This is a genomic window from Lysobacter soli (genome assembly GCF_003382285.1).
Lineage (GTDB): Bacteria > Pseudomonadota > Gammaproteobacteria > Xanthomonadales > Xanthomonadaceae > Lysobacter_J > Lysobacter_J soli.
Window position 1 is genome coordinate 1 of the sequence record NZ_QTJR01000007.1, and the last position, 25863, is coordinate 25863.

Sequence of the window (25863 nt, forward strand, 5' to 3'; positions counted from 1 at the left end):
GCAGCACGTTCGCCACGCCAGTCCAGCCGATGACAGGCGAGATCGGAATCGGGTAGCCCGCGGCGCGGATCGCGGCAACGCCGGGAACGTTCTGCGACGCCATCGTCACGATGAAGAGCGGCAGTGCGATGCCCACGATGGCGCCGACCGACCACGTCGGCGCAACGAACACCGGGCGCGCGAGTTCGAGCGAGAGTCCATCCATCCGCAGCAGGCCTGCGGCGGCGGCGTACGCGATGCCCACGAGCAGTGTCGCGATGACTGCATATCGCGGCGCGAACCGGCGCATCAGCAGGTACGCCACCAGCATCGCGAGCACGAGCCCCGCCTGCGAACGCAACGCCGCGAACGTCTCGAGGCCGAACCGCAGCAGCACGCCGGCGAGCATGCCGGACGCCAGCGATACCGGGATGCGGCTGATCATCCGTTCGAAGAATCCCGAAAAGCCCGCGACGGCGATCATCACCGCGCACAGCACGAACGCGCCGATCGCGTCGGACAGCGGCAGCCCCGCCACACTGCCGATCAGCATCGCGGCGCCGGGCGTGGACCACGCGGTCACCACCGGCATGCGGTAGCGCAGCGACAGGGCGATGCACGTCAGGCCCATGCCCAGGCCCAGCGCCCAGATCCACGAGCCGATCTGCGCGGGCGTCGCGCCCAGCGACTGCGCCGCCTGGAACACGATCGCCGCGGAACTGGCGAAGCCCACCAGCACCGTGACGAAGCCGGCGGCGATCGCGGAGGCAGAGAGATCGCGCAGCAGATGTCGTGACGCGCTGTCGGTCGTGGCGTTCATGCGTGCCCCCGGACGTCCATGCGAACCGCCTCGTGCAGGTCGAAGTGCCTGACGCTACAGCACGCGCGGCGCTGCGTCGCGGGTCGTCACATGACGGGTGCGAGTTCAGTCCTGCTGCGCGGAACCGGACATCGCGTCGCGCAGCCGCTGGACCTGCCGGTTGAGTTCGACCAGTTCGTCGGGCGCCATGCCCGAACGATCCGCCAGCAGTTCGGCCAGGCATCGCGTGCGCGAACGGAGGTCGCGGCCGGCCTTCGTCAGCTGCACGTGGACCTGTCGCTCGTCGCGTGCGCTGCGCTGGCGTTCCACCAGCCCGGCCTGCTCCAGCCGTTTCACCAGCGGCGTGATCGTGCTGGCCTCCAGCGCAAGCCGCGCGCCGATGCCACTTACGGTCAGGCCATCGTCTTCCCACAGCGAACTGAGGACGAGGTACTGCGGATACGTCAGGCCGAGTTCGTCCAGCAGCGGCTTGTAGGCGCGATTAATCGCGATGCTGGCCCCGTAGAGGGAAAAGCACAGCTGTTCATCCAGCGGGAAAGGCGCTTTCGCTTTGGCGGCCATCGGGTGCTCCTGAGCCCGGGGCGATTCGGGCAACATGCCGAAAGGTTACCACGATAAAGAATATCTTGACATTCAAATTTCATGGGTCTAGCCTGTTACTTATCGCGATAACAATTACCGCGATCCACCACCCGCCGGAGATGACGCCATGAACACGCTCGCCCGCTCGCTGTCCGCCGTGCTGCTCGCGCTTGCCCTCCCCGCCGCCGTCCATGCCGCCGAACCGAAGGACGCCGGCGCCGCCCCCATCCGGAACGTCGTCCTCGTGCACGGCGCCTTCGCCGACGGTTCGGGCTGGCGCGGCGTCTACGACGACCTGACCAGGCGCGGCTACCACGTGTCGATCGTGCAGAACCCGCTCACCTCGCTGGCCGACGACGTCGCCGCCACGCGACGCGTCCTTGATCGTCAGGACGGGCCCGCGATCCTCGTCGGTCATTCGTGGGGCGGCACGGTCATCACCGAGGCCGGCGTGCATCCCAACGCCGCGGGCCTGGTCTACGTTTCAGCACTGGCGCCCGATGCGGGCGAAACGACCGCCCAGCAGTACAAGGGCTTCGCGCCGACGCCCGAGTTCGTCATCGACACGGGCAAGGACGGCTTCGGCTTCATCGAGCTCGCGAAGTTCAAGGCCGGCTTCGCCCACGACGCCAGCGATGCGGACGCCGCCTTCATGCGCGACTCGCAGGTGCCCATCGCCATGTCGGTCTTCCAGACGCCGCTCACCCAGGCGGCATGGCGCACGCGCCCGAGCTGGGCGGTGATCGCGACCGAAGACAAGGCGTTCGACCAGGCGATGCTCGTGCACATGGCCAAGCGCATCGGCGCGACGATCACCTACACGCCGGCCAGCCACGCGGTTTTCATGACGAAGCCGAAGGTGGTCGCCGACGTGATCGATACCGCGGCAAAGCAGGCGCGCCCGATCGGGAACGACTGAGCGCGTCGCGCTTCACGTCGCAGGAAGTTCGCGCAACGGAAGCCCGACGGCTGTCGGGCTACCATTCGTCTCCTCGATGATTCCGGCTGCTCGCTACGGGCGGCGCGCTGCCGATCGGAAGGTGTCACGCAGTCGGCACGGTGCCGCCATCGATGGTGTATTCCGCGCCCGAGATGGACTCGGCCCGCGGGGAGACCAGGAACGCGATGAGATCGGCCACTTCATTCGGCTTGGCCGGGCGCCCCAGCGGAATCCCGCCCAATGCCTGCATGACCATCTTCCTGGCACCTTCATAGTCCGTGCCCGCGTTGGCCGCGATGCCTCCGAGGAAATCAACCGAAGCTTCCGTCTCCACCCAGCCCGGCGAGACGCGGACCACGCGTACGCCCTTGGGCGTCACTTCCTTCGACAACGCCTTGCTGTACGTCGACAACGCCGCCTTGGCCGCCGCATAGGCGATGGTGGCGTCGTGCAGCGGCAGCACGCGTTGTATCGACGTCACGTGCAGGATCACGCCCGATCCCTGCGCGATCATCGCCGGCAGCACCGCGCGATCCATGCGCACGGCCGACATGAGGTTCAAGTCGAGCGCCTTGGCCCACTCGTCGTCGTCCAGCCTGGCGAAACCGCCGGCCGGCGCAGACGATCCGCCCGCCACGTTGATCAGGATGTCGATACCGCCGAGATGGTGCGCGGCCGCGTCCACCGCCGCGCGCACGCCGTCGGGCGTCGCAAGATCGGCGGCTACGTAGTGCACATTCTCAATGGGCTGCTTCGGTTGGGACCGCGCGGTCGCCACGACGCGTGCATCGAGCCGGGACAGCAGTTCGACCACGGCCGCGCCGATACCCCGCGTGCCGCCGGTGACGACGACGCGCTTTCCCGCCAGTTGAAGATCGAAGTTCATGGCGAGATCTCCAGCGACGCGATCCTGCCGCGCTCGAGGATGAAGGCGTAACGCAGGTCCACCGGGCTGCCCGGAAAGTTGCCCGATACCCGGCTGGTGACGAGGTAACGGTGTCCTTGCGTCTGCAGCGTGTGGGGCTGCGCGGTGTAGGTATACCTGGCGGTCGCCTCGTTCTTCCAGGCCTCGATTTCGGCGGCGCCCGAATGGGTCTTGCCTTCGTCCAGCACGACGCCTTCTTTGGTGAAGCAGCGGGCGACGGCCTGGCCGTCGTGGCAGTCGGCATCGAAGTAGGCCGCGATCGGCTCGGGCAGGTCCAGGTCTTTCATTGCAGTGCTCCGTCGGTGGGGTACGGAGCCAGATTGATGCGTCGTGCCAGGTTAGAGAATCACCTATGATCCGATCAGGCTATGTAGCAAACGGTGCACAATGCGCGGGTCTGACTTCGCGGAACTCAAGGCCTTCGTGGCCGTCGTCGATCGGGCCAGCTTCGCCCGGGCCGCCGATCACCTGGGACTATCGAGATCCGCGCTCAGCCAGACCATTCGCCAGCTCGAATCCAGACTGGGTGTGCGTCTGTTGAATCGCACGACGCGCAGCGTGTCGCCGACCGAGCCCGGACGCCGCCTGCACGAGCGGATGGCGCCGCTCCTGCGCGACATGGACGACGCCGTCGCACAGGCGGTGGGCGCGAACGCGCGCGCCGCGGGCACGTTGTGGATCAACACACTGAGCATGGCGGCGAAGAAGGTGATCGCGCCGCGGCTGGGGCGTTTCGTGCACGCGCATCCCGACGTCGTTCTCGACATCGTCATCGAAGACGGCCTCAGCGATATCGCGGGCGAAGGATTCGACGCGGGCATCCGCGTGGGCGCGCGGTTGCAGAAGGACATGGTGGCGGTGCGGCTCACACCGGACTTTGAACTGCTGGCGGTGGCGTCGCCCGACTATCTCGCGAAGCACGGCGAGCCGAAGACGCCCGATGACCTGCATCGCCACGCCTGCATCAACTGGCGCTTCCCCGGCAGCGGGAAGATCGCGGGTTGGGAGTTCAAGAAGAAAGGCAAGACGGTCGAGTTCTTCGGCGAGGGCATGGTGATCGCGAACCATCAGGACATCGTCGTGCCCGCCGCGTTGCAGGGGCTGGGCGTGTTGTACGCCTACAACGATGACGAGATCGCCGAAGCGCTGCGCGACGGCCGCCTCAAGCGCGTGCTCGCCGACTGGTCGCCGACCGTGCCCGGGCTCTATCTCTATTACTCAAGCCGTCGGCACATGTTGCCCGCGCTGCGCGCGTTCATCGACTGCCTGCTTGATCGGGATATCGGGCAGGAGAGCTGACACGCTCGCACGGCACACCTCTGTCGATGTCCGCTTCGGCCTAGCCAGACATCAACATCTGCAATGGTCGATATCCGGCAGCACCCACGTCCTGTCGAACAAGGGCCTCTGCGAGCCGTAGATGCGGAAGAGCGCGGGCCCCGGCCACCCCGCGACGAGCTAAATGCCTGCTGAAAGCGCGTGCTCGTTTGGCAACCGCGACACGCAGCGCCAATCGGACGCCACACCCACGCGAGAAGCTGCTTTCGTTGCGACGAGAACGCCTTCGTGTTGCTGCGCTCTCATCCCCAACCCTCGGCGAACGCCGATCCATCCCAGGACGATTCGATGCATAGATACAACGCCGCTCGACGGCTCGCCGCATTGTGGCTGTCGCTCGCGCTCGGGAGCGCATGTCTCGCCGCCACGGCAGCGGAATCCGCGTCGCCGCCTACCGGGGACCTCGACGTGGCGATGCGCGATTGCGCCGCAGAACAGGGAGTGTCGGCACCCGAACCCGGTCAGCGTCCGGACGACAGCAAGCATCCCAATCGCGAAAGGATGGACGCGTGCCTCGCTGCAAAGGGCTTCAAGTCCACGGGGAGGGGCGGAAAACGCCCGCGGCCACCAGAGGAAGACGAACTGTGGTGACGAGTCGCGGCGCCTCGTCCTCACCGAACAAGCGCTGAGGCGTAACGGGCGTAGTGCGTTCGTCGTTCGGGCAGCTCGATGTTCCAGCGCATGGCACCGCGGTCGCAATCACAACCGCGGCGATCGTGCTGTTCCTACTTCAATGGTGGATGACCCCTCGCGCCGTGCCGGTTCGCGAACCGGACGCGGCGATGCAGGCGTTCTTCATCGTTCGCGTAGCTCCGCGCAAACCGCCGGTTCCGAGCCCGACCGTTGCCGGCGCGATACCGCAGGCGTCGCATGGCATGCCACCGATGGCGCGGGAGCACATCGCAACCAGTCGCGCGCAGTCGGCACGTCCACTGACCGAGGCGGTTTACGCGGCCGATGGTCAGCTGCGATTGCCCGCGAGCATGGCGATCGATCCACTGAAACCCGTGGGCACACCGCCGGGCCTTCGCGATGAACGCGCTGCGCAGGCAGCCAAGGCGCCGTTCGAACGCCGCAATCCCATCGAGTACCGCCCGACCCGCTTCGACAAGTACTGGGCGACCGACGGCACGCTCGGCGATGTCGCCCTCGAAAAGATCGGCAACAGCCTTCACGGGGTATCGAGCATCGGCCGGTTCGTCCTTGGCGAGGACCACCCGGCAGAGGCGAAACCGCCGCCGGACGTGCGCTTCAATCCCGCCTTGCATGAGCGGCCTTCCGATCTCGGCAGCGAAGCGACCGGCGATGCGTACAAGGCCGCGCCCATCGCGTTCGAGCATGCGCCGGGGCTGAAGGGCGAAGCGAGTCGGCGCATCCGCGCTCGCATCGACGAAGTGCGCCGACGCTTCGCGAGTTGCGATTCACGGCGAATGCAGGAGCTGCTTGCCCCGGCAGAGGCGAACATGACCGAGCTCCAACATATCGAGCGCGCGATGGCGAACGGCGTCGACCCCGTGCAGGCCGAGCACCTCATGCCGCGTAGTGCGGACCGCGCCTACGACCTGGCGCGCCGCGCCTTGTGGTATGCCGAAAGGCAACTTGCGCGCTGCGCGGCGGTGCCTGGGGGTTGAACGCCGTTGCTACCGGGTGCGGATGGCTTGCCGGTCGGCGACCGAAAGACACCACGCAGAGCCCATGACGCTATGCGCTCAGGACTCGGGCGCGTTGATCGTTGCCTCGATGCGATGACCGTCCGGATCGATGAGGAAAGCAGCGTAGTAGTGCTCGCCGTATTCGAGTCGCAGGCCCGGGGCACCGTTGTCGCGGCCACCCACCTTCAGCGCGTCGAGATGGAACGCCAGGACCGCCGTTCTTGACGGCGCCGCAAACGCCAGATGAAACCCGTCGCCGGGCGGCTGCGCATTCTTCCGCAACTTCAAACAGAGCAGGTCCTCACCATCGACGAGGCCGTAACCGATAGCGGTTTCGTCCTCGAACACGCGCCTGAATCCGAGCGCGCCCAAGGCCGCGTCGTAGAACCTTCCCGCAAGGTCGAGATCCCGGACGCCGATGGAGATGTGATGCAGCATGTTCGAAGGCTCTGAATTGAATCGGGCTCTACTCGCGGAGGCCCCATGCGCACCGTAGCACTGTCCGGTTCGCTGCGATGGCGGCGTTCGATCATGAGTCGCCATGGACGATGAGCGTGGCGCGATCGAAAGGAGTGTTCGCGATGTCAGACAGCGCCGACAACAGCCTGTTCCGATTCACGCACCTGCGCGCCGCCAAATCCCGATTCAGGCCCGACACCGGCGAGTCGCCGACAGGCGCGGCGCCCGCAAGGCGCACGCGCACGGCGCGCGAACGACCGGCCGCTGCGGGGCGCGTCGCGACCGATCCGGTGCGGGAGTCGCAGGACCTGGTGCGTGCGCAGCGCGAACTGGACAAGCTCGAACCGCTGCGCGATCTGGACCTGTCGTCGGAGCGCGGCATGTTCACGTTGAATGCGGGCGCGATCGAGCGCTTGTCGTCGCGCACGAAAGCGACATTGCAGAAGCTGGGCGTGTCCTTGACCGAGGCCAGCATCGGCCAGCTGGTGGCCTCGATCGATGTCGCCCTGTCGCCGGCGCAGCCCACCGACCAGCCCGGCGAGCCGCCGGTTCCGAGTCCGGAACCCGCACAGCTGCGCGCGGTGGGCGTCGCCGACCTGCTGGTGGTGAAGCAGCAGATCAAGCGGTACGAAGCCGGCGAGATCGCGCACATCGAGAACCTGCTGGCCGGCGAGTCGAAGGTGCGCACGCACCGGCAGCTGGCAAGGACCGAAGAGGTCATCAGCACGCTGCGGGAACGCGAACAGGAGAAGGAGAACGAACTGCAGACCACCGAGCGGTTCGAACTCAACAGCGAGACCACGCGGACGCAGCAGACCGACCACAAGGTCGGCTTCGGACTGTCGCTGTCGGGCAAGTACGGACCCACGGTGGAGTTCGAGAGCAAGCTCGACGTCAGCGACCAGACCAGTGAGGAGAACGGCCTCAAGAACTCGGTCAAGTACGCCAAGGACGTCGTGGAGCGCTCGAAGGAACGCATCGTCGAGCGGGTTCGCGAGGAGCGGCGGCTGACCGTCCTTCGTGAGACCGAAGAGGTCAACGAGCATCGCCTGACCAACGAGCGCAGCGAACATCGCGCAGGCATCTACCAGTTCGTCGACAAGGTGTACGAGTCGCAGGTATTCAACTACGGGTTGCGGCAGATGTTCGATTTCATGGTGCCCGAGCCGGCCTCGTACATGTGGCACCTGGAGCAGATGCCGCAGCCGGATCCGGAACTGCCGGTACCACCGGTGCGGCTCGAAGTCGAAGCGCCGGACGCCACCTACGTGCATGAAGGCAATTACCTGCGCCTGGGCGCCCGTTACGGAACGCGCGGCCTCAAGGCGCCGCCGCCGATCTTCCTGGTCAGGAGCGCCAGCGTCACCCAGGGCATGGGCAACGATTCGGAGGAGAACCAGCCGCGCAGTCGCAACCAGATCGAGGTTCCGATCCCGAAGGGCTATCGCCCGGTATGGGCACTGACGACCGTGGTGGGCCTGACCGACGAGGACCCGCACTTCGCCTTCAGCGTGGGCAACGAATTCGATTACTGGCGACCGGTCGCCACCGGCGAGCGCATCGACGTGCAGGAAGGCAGCCTGCGCTTCTATCGCCCCAATGCGAACCGCGTGACGGTGTTCCCGAGCGACGGCGCACTGTTCGCCGACGACGACAAGCTTTACATCCACATCTTCGCGCACGAGACGGCCAACTACAGCGTCCATTGCAAGGTCACCTTCCAGCGTCGCGAGGAGGCACTGCGCGAGTGGGCCACGACCACCTACGACGCCATCGCGGAGTCGTACTCGAACGTGCTGCTGAGGTACCAGCAGGATGTCGAAGCGCTGAAGCAGAAGAAGGATGCGCAGGCCGGCCTCGGCCTGGAATTCGGCAATCCACCGTCCATCAACGAGCGCATCATCCGGACCGAGCTGAAGAAGCACTGCCTTGCGTTCATCCGCAACGAGCACGCGGGCCTGCTGAACACCACGCACACCGCCGGCGGGTCGATCTATCCGCCGTTCTTCGACATCGCCGACGCAAAGGCCGATGGCGAATGGGTCCGCTTCTTCGAACACGCCTTCGAATGGGATCAGATCCAGTACGTGTTCTATCCGTATTTCTGGGCGCGACCGGGCGGCTGGGCCGAGCGCTTCCGCGCGCGCAACATGGATCCGGTGCTGGAGGAGTTCCTCAAGGCCGGCTACGCGCGCGTCGTGGTACCGGTCCGCGTCGGATTCGAGGCGGCCGTGTCCTACTTCATGGAGACAGGGCACGTGTGGAACGACGAAGGCGAGCCGCCGATCAACCATCCGCTGTACAAGCCCATCGTTGAGGAGATCAGGGAACGCACCGGCGGCGATCTGGGCGAAGTGCCGGTGGGCGATCCCTGGGAAACGCGGATGCCCACTGCCGCCGTCCTGGTGCGCAAGGGCGAGACGCTGCCCGAGTGGGAGCGCGTGTCGCCCCAGGAATGGAAGTGGAAGCCCAAGGCCTAGCGCCTGTGCGACGGGGCGACCATGGCACCGGGCATGCCCGCCTTCTACCGTGAAGTGGACGACGCGATCGCGCGGAATCCGCCGGACGTCGACGACCTGCTGGCGCTGCGGGCGCTCTGCATCGCGGTGGAAGCGGGCGATCGGGCCGCCACATCGGCCGGCTTGCGCGACCTGCTCGGGCGCCGCGGCGTGGAGGACCCGCTGCACGCCATCTCCAGCGAGCTGTACTGCGCGCTGCTGGCACGCATCCTCGTGCTGGGATGGTTCGACGAGTTCGACCTGCTCATCGCGTGGCCACAGACGTTGTTCGGCACGCGCGACGAACGCATCGCCCGCAACTGGGACGGCGTTGTCACCGTCCTCGTGCAGCAGCCGCAATCGGTCGGGCTCCTGACCGGTTCCGACCGCGAAGCGCAGTGGCGCAGAGCCGTCAACGCGCTGGAAGGCGCGCTTCGCCATTTCGAGACGGTGCGCCTGCCGCCGCCATCAATACTGAGCCCGCTGACGGGTGGCGGCGTGTACCACGAGCCGCCCGCCTATCGGGACGTGATGCTGTACCAGCAGCTGCTGGAAGCCGTCGAAGCGTTCTACCGCATCGTGCAGACGTTGTTCCAGCAGCTGTTCGACATCGCGCTGGCCAGGCTCGAGCAGGACCACCGTGACGCGGTCGGGATGCGGAAGTTGCAGGCGCTGCAACTCGGGCTTTGGGTGCTGTTGAGCCCGAAGGACATTCCGAAGGGAATGACGCCCGGAACCGCGCGCGACGCGCTGACCCGGCACAACGACCGTCGCACGATGATCCTCAACCGGCCGATACGTGTCGCGGAATTCCGTTACGGAAGTGGCCGGCAGCGTCATCGCTTCCTCGACGCGTTCCCCGCCTACGACGCCAGGAGCGTCGTCTTCAATTCGCTGGACCGCGACGACACGGAGCGGCCGCACGTGCGCGGCGAGAAGATCGGCAGCCTGCAGGTGTCGCGCGACCGGCAGCTGGCGTACTTCCTGTTCGCCTACGGACACCCGTGGGATGCCGCGGAGCCGCCGGCACCGGCACACCTTTTCCGCAGCGCGCTGATCGCAGGACGGTTCCGGGGCCGCCTCAGGGTGGTCGACAACGACGAAGTGGTGGATTTCCTCGTCGCCCTCTTCGACGACATGCTGCGCGATCTCGTCCGGCAGGCATCCGGCACGCCCGACATGGCGAAGCTGGGCCTCAGCGCCTGGCGCGAGACCGTGGATGCGGCAAGCGCGTACTTCGGCCAGGTGACTGCGCACTCGCGCCTCAACCTGACCGAGGACCCGCCGAACTACCTGACCCACACCTTCCCGCGCAACCTCGCCGGCCGCCTGCTCCACGATTGCGGTGTCCATGCGGTCCGGCTGGCGTACATCCTGCTGACCGTCCTCGGGCGAATCAACGCGGTGCACGACAACATCGCCGGAGCGGTGCAGGCACGCTGGGTGCGGCTGCCGCTCCACGTGGGCATGCTGATCCAGACCGAACGTTTCGGCGTGGTCGTGCAGCACAACGAATACAGCGCGGTAACCGGCAACGACGAACTGGCCACCACCCGCGCCGCATGGACCCTGGCGCGGCCAGCGCAGGAAGCCGATCCCGCCGATCCCGGCGAGGCCACGCTGAAGTTCCTGGAAGACCTCACCGCCAACGGGTTCAGCAGCGACCTGGACATGCCGATCGCATCGGCCCCCATCCTTGCACCGGGCGAGCCCGTCACGGTGGCGTCCATCTGGAACTCGTACCAGGGCAAGGTCGTCCGGTCACAACTGTTCACGCGCCTGGTCGGTGCGAGCAACGCGCCGCAGTACCAATTCGACGTGCGGTACCTGCGCCTCTCGGAGCAGGAGCGCGACTGGTACAACGAGCACGTGCTCCGCTTCTGGAACGTCGAATGCTTCGCCATCTGGCAGACGTGGTCGAGCACCCTCACCCGCGCCCGCATCAGCGACAAGGAATACGAGCAGGCCAAGCGGGCCTACGCGAAGGAACTCAACGAAGCGCTGGACCGCGTGCAGGACAGTTACGAAGCGATCATCCGCCCGAAGAAGGACGAGCTCAGTCGCGACCTGCGTGCCGACGGCAAGCTCCTCCTCAAGGGCGTGCGCATCGTGTCGGCGGTACGGCTCGAGACGGTCCTGCCTTCGGTCGAGAAGGTCGTCGACCACCTCAACGAGCTTTCCGCGCCTGGCGTGCGCCTGAAACCCGATTTCGTCCCGCCGTTCGCCAGGAAGGAGGAAGTGTTGCTGGAAGTGCCATAGGAGCTGCGACCAAGCGGCGGCCTTTCAACGAAGCGCGGCCCTCGTAAACCGGGCAGGCCGAAGGCCGCCGCCTCCCACCACCCCGGAATACTGTAGAAGGCGGATCAGGGCCCTTCGATACGAGGGGCGATTGCGCAGGCTCGCGCCACCATTCGCGGGCACAACCAAGGGGAGAGGCATGAGAAGGATGTGGATGGCGTTGGCGGTGGGCGCGTTGATCGCGGGTCCGGTGGCGGCACAGGTGCCGACCGGCAAGATGGGCCCGCTGCGTCCTGACCAGCAACGCTTCTTCGAGCTCTACAAGGAACTGGTGGAGACCGACACCTCGGTCACCACCGGCAGTTGCACGCAGGCCGCCGGGCAGATCGCCGCGCGCCTGAAGGCAGCAGGCTTTGCCGACGATCAGATCACGCTGTTCTCGGTGCCCGAGCACCCGAAGGAAGGCGGGCTGGTCGCCGTCTATCCCGGCACGTCCAGCACGCTGAAGCCGATCCTGCTGCTGGCGCACATCGACGTGGTGGCGGCCAAGCGGGCCGACTGGGTGCGCGACCCGTACACGCTGGTCGAGGAGAACGGCTACTACTACGCGCGCGGCATCGCCGACGACAAGATGATGGCCGCGACTTGGGCCGACACGCTGATCCGGTTCAAGCAGGCCGGCTACAAGCCCGCGCGCACGGTCAAGATCGCGCTGACCTGCGGCGAGGAGACCGACACCGCGTTCAACGGTGCGCAGTACCTGGCCAACCACAAACGCGATCTGATCGACGCGGCCTTCGCCCTCAACGAAGGCGGCGGTGGCGATACCGATGGCAAGGGGCACCTGGTCGCACAATCGATCCAGGTGGGCGAGAAGACCTATCAGGACTACAAGCTGGTCGCCACCAATCCGGGTGGACACAGCTCGCAACCCGTACGCGACAACGCGATCTACGCGATGTCCGAGGCCTTGCTGAAAGTCGGCGGGCACGAGTTCCCGACCGAGTTCAACGACACCACCCGCGCGTTCTTCGCGCGCGCCGGCGCGGCGCGCAAGGATGAGTTGGGTGCCGCGATGGCGGCGTTGGCGAAGGATCCCGGTGACGCAAGGGCGGAGGCGATCGTCAACACCGACAAGGGCTTCCACTCGATGCTGCGCACGACGTGCGTGGCGACGATGATCAACGGCGGGCACGCGGTCAATGCACTTCCGCAGCGGGTCGAAGCCAACGTCAATTGCCGCATCTTCCCCGGCCATACGCCGGCGGAGATCAAGGACGCGCTGGTCGGGGTCATCGGCAATCCCGCCATCTCGATCGACCTCGCACGCAAGGACAAGCCCCTGGCCAAATCGCCCGCGCTCGATCCGGCGATCATCGGCCCGATGGAAACGTTGAGCGCGAAGTACTTCCCGGGCGTGCCGGTGATCCCGTCGATGTCGACCGGCGCGACCGATGGACTCTACATGTCGGCCGTGGGCATCCCGACCTACGGCGTGCCCGGCATGTGGGGCGACCCGGACGGCAATGGCGCGCATGGGCTCAACGAACGCCTCGAAGTGCGCTCGGTGTATGTCGGGCGCGATTACCTGTTCGACCTGGTCAAGGCGTTGGCGCAGTAACGGAATAGCCGGTCCCCCGACGCGCAAGAACGGAGATAGAGGCCCGCCAACGGCGGGCCTTCTCTATTGCGACGACGGAAGCACTGCTCGGCGCTGTCGAAGATCCAGCGCGAGCCAACGACATCACCTTCCGCTAACACTAGCGGGAGCCTCCTATGCCGACCGCCGCCCGGGCGGTCCCTGTGTATTCCCCCGGTTTCCTCTGCTGAAGGAGAAGGTCCGTGAATACGAGACTGGCCAGGCTGGCCGCGATGTCGTTGTGCATGTCGCTGACGTTGTTGACGCTTTCATGCTCCCGCGACGGTGGGCGGCAAACCGAACAAACCGAACAAACCGAAACGGTGCAGAAGCAGGACGCGCCCGTCCAAGGCCCTGGAGCACTGAGCGACAAGGAAGTGGTCGATATCGCGACCGACGCGTACATCTACGGGTATTCGCTGATCACCACCGAAGTCACACGGGTGCAGATGTCGAATGTCGCCAAGGCCGACGCCCTGCACGCGCCGCCTAACCAGTTTGCGAATGTTCCGCGTTATCCACCCGGCGACTATCGGGGCGTATCGGCACCGAACGCGGACACGCTTTACTCGGTGGCGTGGGTCGACCTGCGCAAGGAGCCGATGGTCTTCAGTCATCCCGACATGGGCAAACGCTTCTTCCTGTTTCCGCATTACAGCCTGTGGATGCCCGTCGTCGCGTCGCCAGGCAGCCGCACGATGGGCGGCAAGGCGGCCGACATCCTGATCAGCGGGCCCGGCTGGAACGGGCAGGTTCCTTCCGGCATGGAACACGTGAAGTCGCCCACGCAACATCTGGTCATCCTCGGGCGAACCTATGCCGACGGCACCGAAGCGGACTACAAGGCCGTCAACGCGCTACAGGCGCAGTACAAGCTCGTGCCGCTATCGGCGTTCGGCAAGCCGTATACCTACACCGCACCGCCGGTTGATCCGAACCCCGGCTTTTCGATGACGGACAAGCCGCAGAAGATCATCGACGAGATGGACCTGTCCACGTACTTCGGGATGATGGCGCGTCTGATGGGCACTACCGCACCACCGGCGCCGGAGGACAACGCGATCGTTGCCCGCATGGCGAAGATCGGGCTGGAGCCCGGCAAACCGTTCGACATCGGCAAACTGTCGCCCTCTGCGCAGGCTGCGCTGAAGGACGTCACCAGGACGGCGCAGCAGAAGATCTTTGCACGGCGGGAGACGTCGGGAACCAAACAGAACGGGTGGTTCATTCCTGCAGCAGCCGGGACGTACGGAACCGATTATCTCCAGCGTGCACTGATCGCCGCGTTTGGATGGCCTGCCAATCTCCCGGAGGACGCGATCTATCCCTACGCGTTGACCGATGGCAATGGCGAAACGCTCAACGGCGCGAATTCGTACACGCTGACGTTCCCGAAAGACCAGACACCTCCGGTCAACGGCTTCTGGTCGATCACGATGTACATCGACGATGGAGGCTGGTGGTTCAATCCGAACCCGCTGGACCGGTTCACCATCAGCATGCGCAACAAGCCGAAGTTCAACGACGACGGCTCGTTGACCTTGTACTTCCAGAACAAGTCGCCGGGCAAGGACAAGGAAAACAACTGGCTGCCGGCGCCGCAGGGCAAGTTCATCCTGATGATGCGCACGTACTGGCCGAAGGACACGCCGCCGTCGATCCTGCCGCCGGGCAAGGGCACGTGGCAGCCACCGCCGGTGGTCAAGGCGGCGAATCCGACGTCGTAGGTTCCACTGCGTCGGCGTGAGGAACAACCGGACGGCCCGGACATGGGCCGTCCTGCACCACGCGGAATCGGAGCGACGTTTTGCTCCCATGTCCGCGATCGAAAACGTCGGACCATGGGTCCGCGAATGGGAAGCCCGACGATGAGCAACGATTTCCGATCGTTCGCGACTGCTGTCATGGCCCTGTGCATGATGGGCGCGCCGCTTGCGTCACACGCGGAGGAAAGCGGAGCGTGGGAGTGGACGATCGCGCCCTACCTCTGGGCGCCGAGCATCGCAACAGACCTCCGCACCGGCCAGCCACCCGCAGAAACCGATTCGGCATTCTCCGACATCATCGACAAGATCGATGGCGCGTTCCTGATGCATGCCGAGGGACGTGGCGATCACTTCGGTGCGTTCGCCGATTACATCTTCCTTGGCCTGGCGGACGATAGGCAGTTTCCGCGCATCGCTACCCGGTCCGATCTGGATTCGCAGCTGTTGGAGCTGGCCGCTTTCTGGAGTCCGGGCGAAGAGCGCTCCCATGGGCTGGATGTGTTCGGCGGTCTGCGTTACGTCGACGTGGACCTCAAGGTCAGGTTCGACCCTGTCAATCCGGTCTTCTCCCCGTCGGAGCGCAGCATCGACAAGTCCTACAGCGACTTCATGCTCGGCGCACGATACACGTGGGCCTTGTCCGATCGCTGGCAGCTCACGTTACGCGGCGACGGCTCGTTCGGCGAAACGGAAGGCACGCACAGCGCCAGCGCGGTAGTCCGATATCACGTGAAGCATGGCGCCTGGATCGTCGGCTACCGATACCTGGCGATAGAGGTCGAGACCGGCGGCAACAATACCGATATCACGTTGAGCGGTCCGCTCGCCGGGTTCGAGTTCGCTTTCTGAAACACGTGCCGCCAACGCATCACTTCGCGCAAGGGTTGATCCGGGCGCAGCGTTGTATCGCTGAACGGGGGTCCATCAACAAAATGCCGCCGAGCCCGCTTCGATGGCCCGGCTGCCCGCTATCGGCCAGGATCGGAAGCCTGCCGCGCGAGTGCAAGTCCTAGCTTCGCGGCTACGCCTTCAATGACCGCCTCGACGGTCGTGAGCACCAGTCGTTGGTTGTCGCTGTCGCTTTCCAAGACGAACGGGCAGTTTCCCGTGGTTGCTTCCAGCTGCACCTCCGAGCGGGAGGCCGGATGCGTAAAAAACCACACACCATCGTCATCGGCGCCAGGATGAACCACCTTCAGCTGGGAAACCTTAAGCGCCGGATACAACTCGACGAGCGTGCGTTCGATCTGATCGATGTCGCGCATCAGCTTTCTCCACTCGCAGGACCAATGTCCGCTATCGGCCAGAAGCGGACGTTAGCCCTCTCGACCTTGTGATGGGCCGCCGAGAGACAACGCCTCATTCAACAGTTGATAGAGCAGCAGGCAGCCTTCGCTTTCGGACAGTGCGCTTCCGATCTCGGCGAATTGACCTCGCTCCTTGTAGAGCACCTTCCAAGCCGTTCCGTCCCTTAGGAGGGAGTACGACTCGCTCTCCGATGCGGGGGCGCCAAGTGAGTAAAGCCCTGGGTGAACTCCAGCACGGTGCAATCTCGCTCTCAGCTCTTCAAGGTTCATGCGTAGAGTTTGGGACCGTAGTGTCCGCTTCGGGTCGAAAGCGGACATTAGCAGCCCGGCTGTCGGGCGTCCCAGCCGAACGTCCGCTATCGGCCAGAAGCGGTCATCGAAGGGATGTGAGCCGAAACCACTCGCTGAGTCAGGTCGCGTGCCGAACGACCTTCAGTACACGCGGCCGTTGGGCATCCATAAACATAAAACAGCGCCCGAAAAGCGCCTTGATTCCAAAGGCATCGAACTTGTTCTGCCCGAGGGGAGTCATGAGCACCTCGTGCCTGGCCAAGGCACGTTGATGCTGCGCCTCGATCTCAGTCCAGTTTGCCGCCACGACGTCGCTGAGCACCACGTTCGCCGTGATGTCGTTCTTGTACCCAATTAGGATGTTGCCATCGTCCATCGCTACCGGCCGCATATCGGGGTGCGCATGAAAGACTTCGTCGAGCGCGGCCAATGCGAAGGCTTCGGCCTGCGCTTCGCTTAAGCCCACCGGTAGCAGGACGAACGTTCCATTAGCGAACAAGGCGAAGTCCCGCTTGCCGTCTATGTAGTACCTGACACGGTCTTCGATCGACTCCAAGGGCTGCACGATCGAAGGCTGCCAGTCGGGCACCGGCGGGAACTTGGCACTCGGTTCGCTCGGTGGTTGAGCCTTCTTCCTTCGCCATCCAAACATGCGCCCCCCGTAATGTCCGCTTTGGGTCGAAAGCGGACATTAGCACTGGCGGACGCCCCGTTCCCGCTCCTTTGTCCGCTATCGGCCAGGAGCGGACAGCGCCCGCTGACGTGCTTTCACCACGCACATCCGTACACCAAGGGCAGTTCCTGCCATTGCACCCAGTGCCACCGCCAGCCAGTCGATCAGGACCATGATCAGCGGGCTCGCGACCCAGGCTGACATGAGAAGGCTGAGACCAATATCGAAGAGCGTGTACAGGCACAGCGCCGCGAAGGCCCGGCGAAAGGATTGCGTTAACTCCTCCGTAGCGACTGCGAAGAACAGGACGGCCACTGCCGAGCTGGCGGCAACGTTCCCAGCCGCCCAGGTCCGGAGTGCGACCGGCAGGTCGCCAGGTGGCGAACCGCCTTCGAAGAAGCCAATCACAAAGCCGATCACGACGATGCACGCCGCGTCTCTGACCGCACTTCTCCAGCGCACAGCGCCCTCCTCAATGTCCGCTTTGGGTCGAAAGCGGACATTAGCATCGCCGCAGCAGGGGGAAGCGGCGATCGTCCCGGCCGGGGTACCTCGCCCGCTTCCGCGCAATGCGAAATCGTCGTCGCCTCGCAGGAAAATCCTGACGCGTGTTCCCTCGGTTTACCGACAGACCGTCGCGCCTGCGTCTCCAAAGCTGGGGTGGTCCGCCACGGTGGCGGGCATCCCCCGAACTGGAGATTCCATGCAGAACCTGATTTCGATGACCCTCTCGCAGATCGAACTGCAAGAGGTCGACGCCGCACTGGAAACGCTGCGCCGCGTGTTCGCGCCGATGATCTCGCTTGAAACGCAGCAGCGGCGCGAGCTGACGAAGATGGGCGGCAAGTCCGAAGCCTTCTGCCGGCAGACGCTGACGGTACTGGCGGCCAATCCGCAGATTGTGCCGCCCAACCTCGGCCTGGCCGAAGCGCAGGCGGACCTGGCCGCACTGGACGCGCTGCGTCCGCGCCTGCTCATGCTGCAACAGCTGACCGAACGCGCCGAGGACTCGGTGCTGGCGCTGGGCAGCGACCTGATGCAGGTCGCGCTGGAGGGTTACAGCCTGCTCAAGGTGTCCGGCCGCAGCGAATCGCTGAAGGGCGCGCGGCAGGCGCTGTCGGCGCGTTTCGCCCGTGGCGGACGCGAGGCGGCACCGGCGACGGAAGCGACGGACCGCACCTGATCCTCGCGGCCTTCGCGGCCGCACGATCGCGTTGAAAACGCGGCGCGTCGGGCTTGCTGCCCGGCGCGCCTTTTTGTTTTGGCCGATGTGTGGGTGCGCTGTCCGGCGTTTCTGGGCATCTCCCTCGGCGTGCGAGGAGGTTGGGCCGGCCGTGTGGAGATATTTGCTCGGCGGCCCGAGTTCGGAGCTCGGCGTGCGGAGTTATGTGCTCGGCGTTCCGAGTTCGTAGCTCGGCGTGTGGAGTTATTTGCTCGGCGTTCCGAGCTCGGAGCTCGGCGTGTCGAGCTATTTGCTCGGCGTTCCGAGTTCGGAGCTCGGCGCGTGGAGCTATTTGCTCGACATTCCGAGCTCGGAGCTCGGCGTGCGGAGCTGTTTGCTCGGCGTTCCGAGTTCGGAGCGCGGCGTGTGGAGCTGTTTGCTCGGCGGCCCGAGCTCGGAGCTCGACAAGGTCATGCTCGGCCTTTCCGCTCTTGTAGCCCGGGTAAGCGAAGCGCACCCGGGGACGCGGTGCGCGAGACCGCTCCCCACGCGTCTTCGAAGCGTTTCAGCCCGACCACGACAAAGGCTTACACCGAAGTTTGAACTGACGCACATGCGTCGTTGAATCGCGTGTCATGCGTCGGCAGGCTGAGTGGGCACCGGCACATTCCGGTGCCGGGCTTGGCGGCCCGACTGTCGAAGCGCAAGGCGCCCATCATCCGATCCCCGGAGCTTTCGTTTTTCCGGACTGATCGCGATGATGGGCTTCGCGTATAGCGCAGGCTCGCCTATGGCGGGCGGCGCGGGGGAGCCGCAAGGCTCGCCGGGTTCGACATGCCGGTCCGCCAACCTCGCGTCGTCCGTCACCCTGTTTGGCGGCAGGGCCGACGGAATCTCCACTTAAATTGGAATTCCCACATGTCGAAGAAGAAACGCAGGCGCAGCGAGCGCACCGAAGCACGTTCCCCCGTCAGCCTCTCCATCACCGCCCTACCCTTCGTCGCCGAACGCGAACAGGGCCGCCCCAACTACTGGGCCGTCGAACCCGTCGACGAAACCCCGCGCAAACAGATCGAAGCCCAACGCGTCGGCGCTAAGTACGCCGTCCAGTACGCCCAATGGTTGAAAGCCAACCCCGACCTGGTCGGCATGGGCACCCTCGGCTGGATCGCCGCCGACATCGACTTCCAGGACCCCGACCGCACCGGCTACTGGATCGGCTTCTTTTCCTGCATCGAACGATTCCTCTTCGACGGAGTAACCGCTGAGTAGTACGGCCGCGGGCCCGCTCACCGTATTAACCCCGGGCGCTTAAAGACCTGGGGATCCGATGAATCTGGGGCCTAGAGATGGCCACCGAGAGGACAAGCTTTCGCCGGACGCGCTTCGTCGCAAGCGTCGCTCGCTTCACGTCCGTTCAAAGCACCCCACTTTTCCGCTGCCTCTCGTAAGGCCCGGTGAACGGCTACCGAGCTGGCGCCGGCGGTCGGGCTATCGTGGTCGCCGCACTGGAAGCATCTGTACTCTTTCCACAGAACTAAGGGGACGACGCATGCTTTGCAATGCTCTGGTGTGGTCATTGAATGCGGTTGCCGGGATCTCTTGGCTCGAACTCATCAAGGCAGCGGCGCCTCTGGCAACGGCCGCTATCGCGTACACGGCCCTTCAGAACTGGCGACGTCAGGATAGGGCGAAGAGAGAAGCCGAGTTTCTCGACCAACTGGTGGAGACCACGCACACGTTCGTCGACGAGATGGCAGGACCGCTTACTCACATACGACTGACCAAAGCCGGCTTCGAAGGCTACGAGCCGAGTGGCGGCGTTGAGGACATGGCCACGGCGGGCATGGTGGCCTACATCGCGAAACGTGGCGAAGAAGATTCGAAGCGGATGCTTGGTGCGCTGAACAGTATCCAGCCTACCGCCGCTCGGCTCACTGCGTTGGCGACAAAGGGGCAGGTGTTCCGCTTCGAGGGATACGAGACGTGCAAGGCAGCCGCGACGCGGCTCGCATTACGGTTCAGCCAAGTGCAATTGTTTGCTGGGATGATCGGGGCGACGACGTTGAATTGGGAAAATCCTGAGGTCAGGAACGCGTGCCGTATTCTTTTCTCCGCGGACCCAGAGGCTATTAGTGATGACCTCAAGGCGAGCCACGTGACGATCCTGGAATTTGCTACGGCTGCCTATCGCCGCCTTTACGGGTAGCCAGGCGACCCATGGGATGACCAGCTGGTGCACGTGACCCCGAACCATCCGGCCATGTTATAAAGCTCCGTCGAGAGTTCTGGGCTGCCTGCCCCTGGCGACAAGACCCCTCGGGCGCTTCTCGAAAGAGATAGCTGGACTAGGGCAGGCAGCCTCTTCGGCTAGTAGTGGTGCACCGTGCCGTGGCGCCACGTCTCGTATTCGTGGCGGACTTTATGGCTGATCAGGTCGTAGGCCCTGGCGTCATCGCGCTCCCACTTCCGCTGCATCGCCCAAGTGCAGTAGTCAACAGCCTGCAGGCACGGATCGGCCATGGCAGGACAATGATCGGTCTTCCAGTCGATGCGAATGCCATAGAACTGGCGCATCACGTCCTGAATTCCAGCTTCAAAACCTGCCCGGCCCTTCTTCGTACCGAGGCTCGCTGCGGTGACCAGCATCTCCCGCGCGTCGCCTAGGATCTTCCGGTGCGCGCCGTAAAAGTGGAAGTACCACGCGTGCTGGTAGAACCGATGTTCGGTCGGCCGGATTTGCCGCTGAGCCTTGGACTTCTCCAGGATAGTGGCTTCGATCGTGAGATCCTCATCGCGCAACAGCTCGAAAACGCGATCACGAACTGCCTGCTTGTCCTCGGTTGCGTGAAGGCAGTCGCCTACCGGTAGACCCTCCCAAACCAGCTGTTTCCGAAGTCGGAGGAGCTTGGCGCCCAGATCGCAGTTCGGCACCGTCATCGTGCACAGTATGAAATAGCGACTGGCCCGCCCGTTTCGCATGAAAGCGAAGTCGCCTGCCTCGTCAGCGAACACGTACCTTCTCATCGCTTCCGACCACTCCCGATTTCCATGGGCACACCTTAGCCGCGGATCGTGTCGGGCGTTGCAGATAAAACTGTGGATAACCCCGGCTTCGGAGGGCAGCCTAAATCAGGTGGCGTCGCGCAGCCTGAGACACCGGAATGTTTGCCCGGTCGCGTGTCCCGCCTCGGTGTAATTCCGGTGTAAGCGTGTCGGGAAAATCCGGCAAGAAACGAAAGTCAGGGAGATCGTCAGCCGGTGGAAAGAGGCGTTTATGGCGGGTTTTCGGCGGGATTTCGTAATGGGCCCACCAGGATTCGAACCTGGAACCAAGGGATTATGAGTTCGTCGCGAACTACATATCTCTTTGATTCTTTAGCAATCCTAAGGCTAATCAATGAAACACCAATCTCCCAGCGAATCATCAACTTACGCTCTTTAAGCGCACATCACGTGTCCGTTGCAATGTACCCGAGGTGTACCCAACGGCCGGGCGCTTCTGACCAACCAAACCGCCTAAGGTCCTCGCGTCGCTGATCACGGCACACACGTCCGTTATCGGCCTGGAGCTGACGCTCGCCCTCCGCAGCCTGGCCGGTCCTCACGGAGCAAGGCCGACTGTGTAGAACCTGCTTGCCGTTGGGCTAGTCGGCCATGGAGGCAAGCCCTCACAGCTGTGGGCAGCGACATCTAGCGAGCCTGCGCGCGTCGTCAGTTATCGGCGTTGCCGGGCGAAGTAATGGTAGATAGGCTGAACGAGGACGATCGCTGCCCGAACTGGCATTGAGGAAGTGATGCTCACGGCTCCTTGGCAGAAGCTATATCTTCACAAAGGCCTCGCGTGCGAGTTCCTCGGTGTCTTCTCCCGTTTCGAGTACGCCCTCAAAGCCGGCGGTTTCGCCAAGTCGAGCCCCCCCGGATATGCCGAGCCCGATTGGTTGGCCTTTGGTCGGTCTATTGCTAACCGCTTCGATCCCACTGCTACACCGGAGCTGGATGCGTCGGTTAGTTACCTGATGGCTCACCCGCCGCTACGCCAGACGTGGTCTGCAGCAGCGGGCCTATCCTGGTCCGCCATCCCGATCACAGCCAATGCTTCCCAAGCAGCGCGCCTTATTGCTTACGTCCGTTGTATCCGGAACAACTTGTTCCACGGGGGCAAGTTCTTAGCGCCCCAAGCCGGATCACCCGATCGGGATTTGCAGTTGGTCCACTGTGCCTTAGTCGTCCTCGGCGGATTCGCGACTGCTAGCGGCGCTGTCGAACAGGCTTACCACCAGTAGAGCCATTGGGCCTCGGGTCACCTGCCAGATCGTCGCTCGTCGATGCAGCGAGGGAGGTTTAGATGGTGGCGTAGACGCTTAGGTAGAAGCGGAGAGGCGAGAGGCCCCCGCCCCATGGCCGCTCGTCGGCAAAGTCTGGAAGGGGGTCTTCTCCCCGCACTCCCGCTATGGTACGTTTTTCGTACATCCATTGTGCGATTCCGGGAAGGGCGAAGAATGGGCGACAAGAAGCAGGAAATTGAGGCATCCCTGGGGCGGTTCTGGGATGAAATGGCGATTGAGCTAGGCGAGGACCCCCAAGACACAGGGGCCTTGGTCGGCGCGCCCCTGGATTCCTTGACCGCGATGGAGGCAATGCTCGAAATCGACAAGCTGCTCAATCGGAAGATTCCAGCCGATACCGTCATCCGCAAGGGCGGATACGAGTCGAAGGAGCAATTCGTCGAGCATTTGACCGCGGAGGTCCTCAAGTACGTCGCGGAGCATGCCGATGACTAGCCATGAGAAAGATGTCCAGCGGGCCGAGATGGCGGAGCGGCTGCGACAGTCCCGCGAGTATGTCGGACTGTCCCAAGAGGAAGTCGCGAGCGCCTTGGGGATATCACGACCAGCAGTGACTCACATCGAGTCAGGCAATCGCAAAGTCGAAGCAACTGAACTAAGCATCCTGGCGCGTTTGTACCGAAGAACCTTGGAGTACTTGCTGACAGGAAGAGAGCCAGCGCCGCAAGGGCCAGAACAGTTGGTTTTCCTGGCGCGGGCGATCAAGGGACTGTCAGAGCGCGATCTTGATGAAGTGGCGCGATTTGCAGAGTTCTTAAAGCAATCAAGCAAGGCAAGCCGAAAGGAGTAGGGAATGCTCCCTCACATCAGGAACGCCGTCAGCCGCGCCACCGAGATCTATCATGACTCTGGTGCCAAGGCCCGTGTGGAGCAGGATGGGTACACGCGGGTAGACCCCTTTCTGATCGCGGGAGGAGAGGGCGTTCCTGTCCTGCTTCGCCCCTTGGAAAAGCTGCTTGGTGCGTTCATCCGGGAGGATGTGTCCGGGATCCTGGTCAATTCTGAGCGATCGGCGGGCCTGATCCACCTGACGTGTGCCCACGAGCTCGGACACTACTTCATGGGCCACGACACGACTGGTGACGAGACCATGGATTTCGGTCCCAGGGCGGCGCACGTGGAGCAGGAAGCGGACTGGTTTGCGTATCACCTGCTGGCCTCCCGAGGCGTGCTCGCCAACATCATGCGACGCAAGCACTGGAGTGTTCAGTCGCTGAAGAATCCCTTTGTTCTCTACCAGCTTTCGCTGCGGCTCGGAATTAGCTATACGGCTACGGGCTGGTCACTTGTGCGTCAGAAGATCTTGAACGCCGACCAGGTTAAGGACCTGCTGAAGGTTCAGCCCATCGAGATCAAGCGCGCCCTCCTTGAAGAGCGTGAGTTCGACTCCCGTAAAGAAGTCTGGCTGCTCGACGAAAGCGACCGCGCCAGCGTCCTTGAACCGCGCGCGGATGACCAAGTCCTGGTTCGCTTGAAAAGCAACGCCTCGTCGGGCTACCTGTGGTCCTTGGACGAACTGGCGTCTGAAGGATTTGAGGTCCGTCCGGTCCCGCGCTCGCCCGAGCAGATTCCTGATCCCGAGCAGCTCGTCTTCGGTGGTGTCGCTACGGCGGAATTCCTGTTGACGCTCGACGAGGCGGCGAAATCGCGGAACGGTGATCCTTTGGTGTTGGCCATGAAAGAGCAGCGGCCGTGGCTGAAGGGCGCCGAGGCGAACGCGACTTTCGAAACGAGGACGAAATATGAGCAGATTGGGCCGGGGCTTACCCGTGCCGCGAAGCAGCAGCTGCTAAGGGAGTCGTCGCTCGCGTGATCATCAAGGAAGAGATCTCACTGCCGCAGGCGGGCAATCCGGCACGGGACCAGGGGCAGCGCCCAACCTGTATTGCGTTCGCCCTTTCTGAGCTGAACCTGCCATATGCCCCCACGATCGAAGCGCTCAGCCCCGAATACGTCTATCAAGCGGCCGCCAACCTGACGCCTAATTGGGCTCCGGGTGCCGGTGTCCGCTTGGGTGTCGCCTTGCAGGCGGCATCGTCTGGGCAACCCATCGAGGCGGACTTCCCGTATCAGGCGACCGAGCCCGCTGCGCCGGTGCCGGCTCCCCCGGCGGGGTTCAGCCTCTACGGCACGGCGCTGGGAGTGCTGCCGCGCGACCTCGAATCGATCGCGGAAGCAATCCGACGCCAACTGCCTGTTGGGCTCGCCATCAAATTGACCAAGAGCTTCTACGTCCCGAGGGACGGGGTCATCGCCTTCGAACCGGAGTCCGTTCCCAATGTTCTCCACGCGGTGACAGTCGTGGGGCTTGGCTGGAACGAGGGCACTCCCTATTTCCGCATTCGCAACAGCTGGGGCGATGGCTGGGGGATGCGAGGACAGGCTTGGCTCTCCGGTGATTACATTCGCGAGCACGCGATCTGTGCGTTTGGAGGATGACGGTGGCAAAGGTATTCAGTGCCGAACGACTTGTTCCCGCCTGGCTGGATGCGGCGCGTAGCTTGAACGCAGCTCCCGATCGAACGGATCGCAACTTCGTGCTAGAGATTTCGTCGCCCGCTCGCGTGGAAGATGATGACTTGCAGGTCATCAATGCGGTCGATGAGACGCTGCGCGCGGGGAAGAGCGGGTTCGGTGTGTTCACCGTTGCCGGAACAATCTTCCCGCAGGGGCTGTATCTCCGGTCCGGCCGACCGGACTTCTACAAGCGTTACCTCGACTCGATGAAAGCAGGGAAGAAGGAGGGCACATGGGGTACCTACGCGATGCGCATGATGGAGCGCACTCACCCAAAGTCAAGGAAGGTCATCAATCCGTTGGATACGATCGTGACCAAGCTTCAAGAGACCAAGACCGGGCGGAAGATTAAGTCAGCCTATGAGCTCGGCGTCCACGACGTAACTGACTTGCTGCATGGCGAGATCGGCTGCGAGCTTCCGATTCACGAGCCCGCGACCGACGGAGGGCGGGCGACCAACATTCCGTGCCTGAGTCACCTCAGCTTCAAGCTCGATCCAGGGAAGGGCGCCGTCGATCTCACTGCGGTGTATCGATCCCACTACTACGCACAACGCGCACTCGGCAATCTGGTCGGGTTGAGCCAGCTACTGAACTTCGTCACCAAGGAATCCGGATACGCCCCCGGCGTCTTGACCTGTGTAAGCACCCTGGCGCACCTGGACGCTGAGTCGTTTGGAGGCACAGGTGCCGCGACCGCGCTGCTGAAACGCCTGCGCGCACCCTAA

At 64.0% G+C, this 25863-nt stretch carries 26 protein-coding genes; 17 read left to right on the forward strand and 9 right to left on the reverse strand.

What is annotated here, in order from left to right:
• Together DX912_RS11220 and DX912_RS11225 are read right to left on the reverse strand one after the other, a co-directional pair.
• On the reverse strand, positions 1 to 799 hold a 799-nt coding region (locus DX912_RS11220; RefSeq protein ID WP_115842615.1), incomplete at its 3' end, for a benzoate/H(+) symporter BenE family transporter.
• 105 nt (positions 800 to 904) lie between these two features.
• Positions 905 to 1360, reverse strand: a complete 456-nt coding sequence (locus tag DX912_RS11225; RefSeq protein ID WP_115842616.1) for a MarR family winged helix-turn-helix transcriptional regulator — start codon at positions 1358 to 1360, stop codon at positions 905 to 907.
• A 148-nt stretch (positions 1361 to 1508) separates the two neighbouring features.
• Between DX912_RS11225 and DX912_RS11230 the strand changes: the two genes are divergently transcribed.
• Positions 1509 to 2300, forward strand: a complete 792-nt coding sequence (locus DX912_RS11230; protein WP_115842617.1) for an alpha/beta fold hydrolase — start codon at positions 1509 to 1511, stop codon at positions 2298 to 2300.
• A gap of 124 nt (positions 2301 to 2424) precedes the next feature.
• On the opposite strand, the gene DX912_RS11235 is transcribed toward DX912_RS11230, so the two are convergent.
• A complete protein-coding gene (locus DX912_RS11235; protein WP_115842618.1) occupies positions 2425 to 3207 on the reverse strand; it encodes an SDR family oxidoreductase in 783 nt (260 codons plus the stop codon).
• On the reverse strand, positions 3204 to 3533 hold the full coding sequence (locus tag DX912_RS11240) for a nuclear transport factor 2 family protein (RefSeq protein WP_115842619.1): 330 nt from the start codon (positions 3531 to 3533) through the stop codon (positions 3204 to 3206). Before DX912_RS11240 ends, DX912_RS11235 begins: the two co-directional genes overlap by 4 nt.
• A gap of 100 nt (positions 3534 to 3633) precedes the next feature.
• On the opposite strand from DX912_RS11240, the gene DX912_RS11245 reads away from it, so the two are divergent.
• From DX912_RS11245 to DX912_RS11250, 3 genes are all read left to right on the forward strand, one after another.
• Positions 3634 to 4545: a LysR family transcriptional regulator gene (locus DX912_RS11245; protein ID WP_115842620.1), complete on the forward strand. Its 912-nt coding sequence runs from the start codon at positions 3634 to 3636 to the stop codon at positions 4543 to 4545.
• 327 nt (positions 4546 to 4872) lie between these two features.
• The gene (locus tag DX912_RS18190) at positions 4873 to 5175 is read left to right on the forward strand and encodes a hypothetical protein (protein ID WP_147298633.1); all 303 of its coding nucleotides are present in this window, start codon (positions 4873 to 4875) and stop codon (positions 5173 to 5175) included.
• Positions 5176 to 5228: 53 nt separating this feature from the next.
• Positions 5229 to 6215, forward strand: a complete 987-nt coding sequence (locus tag DX912_RS11250; protein WP_233433569.1) for a hypothetical protein — start codon at positions 5229 to 5231, stop codon at positions 6213 to 6215.
• A gap of 78 nt (positions 6216 to 6293) precedes the next feature.
• Here DX912_RS11250 and DX912_RS11255 read toward each other — a convergent pair whose 3' ends face one another.
• Entirely contained in the window at positions 6294 to 6674 is a 381-nt protein-coding gene (locus DX912_RS11255) for a VOC family protein (RefSeq protein ID WP_115842621.1), read from the reverse strand.
• Between the two features lie 143 nt (positions 6675 to 6817).
• Here DX912_RS11255 and DX912_RS11260 point away from each other — a divergent pair, with 143 nt between their 5' ends.
• From DX912_RS11260 to DX912_RS11280, 5 genes are all read left to right on the forward strand, one after another.
• On the forward strand, positions 6818 to 9175 hold the full coding sequence (locus DX912_RS11260; RefSeq protein WP_147298634.1) for a hypothetical protein: 2358 nt from the start codon (positions 6818 to 6820) through the stop codon (positions 9173 to 9175).
• 33 nt (positions 9176 to 9208) lie between these two features.
• Positions 9209 to 11452: a hypothetical protein gene (locus tag DX912_RS11265; protein WP_115842623.1), complete on the forward strand. Its 2244-nt coding sequence runs from the start codon at positions 9209 to 9211 to the stop codon at positions 11450 to 11452.
• A 178-nt stretch (positions 11453 to 11630) separates the two neighbouring features.
• Positions 11631 to 13052 carry a M20/M25/M40 family metallo-hydrolase gene (locus tag DX912_RS11270; protein WP_220340797.1) on the forward strand — a complete coding sequence of 474 codons (1422 nt, stop codon included), beginning with the start codon at positions 11631 to 11633 and terminating at the stop codon, positions 13050 to 13052.
• Positions 13053 to 13273: 221 nt separating this feature from the next.
• Positions 13274 to 14797: a DUF1254 domain-containing protein gene (locus DX912_RS11275; protein ID WP_220340798.1), complete on the forward strand. Its 1524-nt coding sequence runs from the start codon at positions 13274 to 13276 to the stop codon at positions 14795 to 14797.
• Positions 14798 to 14938: 141 nt separating this feature from the next.
• Entirely contained in the window at positions 14939 to 15685 is a 747-nt protein-coding gene (locus DX912_RS11280; protein ID WP_147298635.1) for a hypothetical protein, read from the forward strand.
• Positions 15686 to 15804: 119 nt separating this feature from the next.
• Here DX912_RS11280 and DX912_RS11285 read toward each other — a convergent pair whose 3' ends face one another.
• The 3 genes from DX912_RS11285 to DX912_RS11295 form a co-directional block, all read right to left on the reverse strand.
• Positions 15805 to 16101, reverse strand: a complete 297-nt coding sequence (locus DX912_RS11285) for a hypothetical protein (protein ID WP_115842625.1) — start codon at positions 16099 to 16101, stop codon at positions 15805 to 15807.
• A 451-nt stretch (positions 16102 to 16552) separates the two neighbouring features.
• Complete coding sequence (locus tag DX912_RS11290; protein ID WP_115842626.1) at positions 16553 to 17023, reverse strand: hypothetical protein; 471 nt, start codon at positions 17021 to 17023, stop codon at positions 16553 to 16555.
• Positions 17024 to 17164: 141 nt separating this feature from the next.
• Positions 17165 to 17569 carry a hypothetical protein gene (locus tag DX912_RS11295; protein WP_115842627.1) on the reverse strand — a complete coding sequence of 135 codons (405 nt, stop codon included), beginning with the start codon at positions 17567 to 17569 and terminating at the stop codon, positions 17165 to 17167.
• A 241-nt stretch (positions 17570 to 17810) separates the two neighbouring features.
• Between DX912_RS11295 and DX912_RS11300 the strand changes: the two genes are divergently transcribed.
• The 3 genes from DX912_RS11300 (at position 17811) to DX912_RS11315 (ending at position 20478) form a co-directional block, all read left to right on the forward strand.
• Positions 17811 to 18290, forward strand: a complete 480-nt coding sequence (locus tag DX912_RS11300) for a hypothetical protein (protein WP_115842628.1) — start codon at positions 17811 to 17813, stop codon at positions 18288 to 18290.
• Positions 18291 to 19187: 897 nt separating this feature from the next.
• Positions 19188 to 19541: a hypothetical protein gene (locus tag DX912_RS11310; RefSeq protein WP_115842629.1), complete on the forward strand. Its 354-nt coding sequence runs from the start codon at positions 19188 to 19190 to the stop codon at positions 19539 to 19541.
• Positions 19542 to 19821: 280 nt separating this feature from the next.
• A complete protein-coding gene (locus DX912_RS11315; RefSeq protein ID WP_115842630.1) occupies positions 19822 to 20478 on the forward strand; it encodes a hypothetical protein in 657 nt (218 codons plus the stop codon).
• Positions 20479 to 20639: 161 nt separating this feature from the next.
• Here DX912_RS11315 and DX912_RS11320 read toward each other — a convergent pair whose 3' ends face one another.
• Positions 20640 to 21284 carry a DUF3800 domain-containing protein gene (locus DX912_RS11320; RefSeq protein WP_147298637.1) on the reverse strand — a complete coding sequence of 215 codons (645 nt, stop codon included), beginning with the start codon at positions 21282 to 21284 and terminating at the stop codon, positions 20640 to 20642.
• A gap of 1487 nt (positions 21285 to 22771) precedes the next feature.
• Here DX912_RS11320 and DX912_RS11325 point away from each other — a divergent pair.
• The 5 genes from DX912_RS11325 to DX912_RS11345 are packed head-to-tail and all read left to right on the forward strand — an operon-like array spanning position 22772 to position 25863.
• Positions 22772 to 23053 carry a hypothetical protein gene (locus DX912_RS11325; RefSeq protein ID WP_115842632.1) on the forward strand — a complete coding sequence of 94 codons (282 nt, stop codon included), beginning with the start codon at positions 22772 to 22774 and terminating at the stop codon, positions 23051 to 23053.
• Positions 23046 to 23408 (forward strand): helix-turn-helix domain-containing protein, encoded by a 363-nt coding sequence (locus DX912_RS11330; protein ID WP_220340799.1) that lies wholly within the window; start codon positions 23046 to 23048, stop codon positions 23406 to 23408. The genes DX912_RS11325 and DX912_RS11330 overlap by 8 nt, the downstream gene beginning before the upstream one ends.
• 3 nt (positions 23409 to 23411) lie before the next feature.
• Positions 23412 to 24431: an ImmA/IrrE family metallo-endopeptidase gene (locus tag DX912_RS11335; protein ID WP_115842634.1), complete on the forward strand. Its 1020-nt coding sequence runs from the start codon at positions 23412 to 23414 to the stop codon at positions 24429 to 24431.
• Complete coding sequence (locus tag DX912_RS11340) at positions 24428 to 25057, forward strand: C1 family peptidase (protein ID WP_115842635.1); 630 nt, start codon at positions 24428 to 24430, stop codon at positions 25055 to 25057. Before DX912_RS11335 ends, DX912_RS11340 begins: the two co-directional genes overlap by 4 nt.
• A gap of 2 nt (positions 25058 to 25059) precedes the next feature.
• Positions 25060 to 25863, forward strand: coding sequence for a thymidylate synthase family protein (locus tag DX912_RS11345; RefSeq protein WP_115842823.1), 804 nt, complete (start codon positions 25060 to 25062; stop codon positions 25861 to 25863).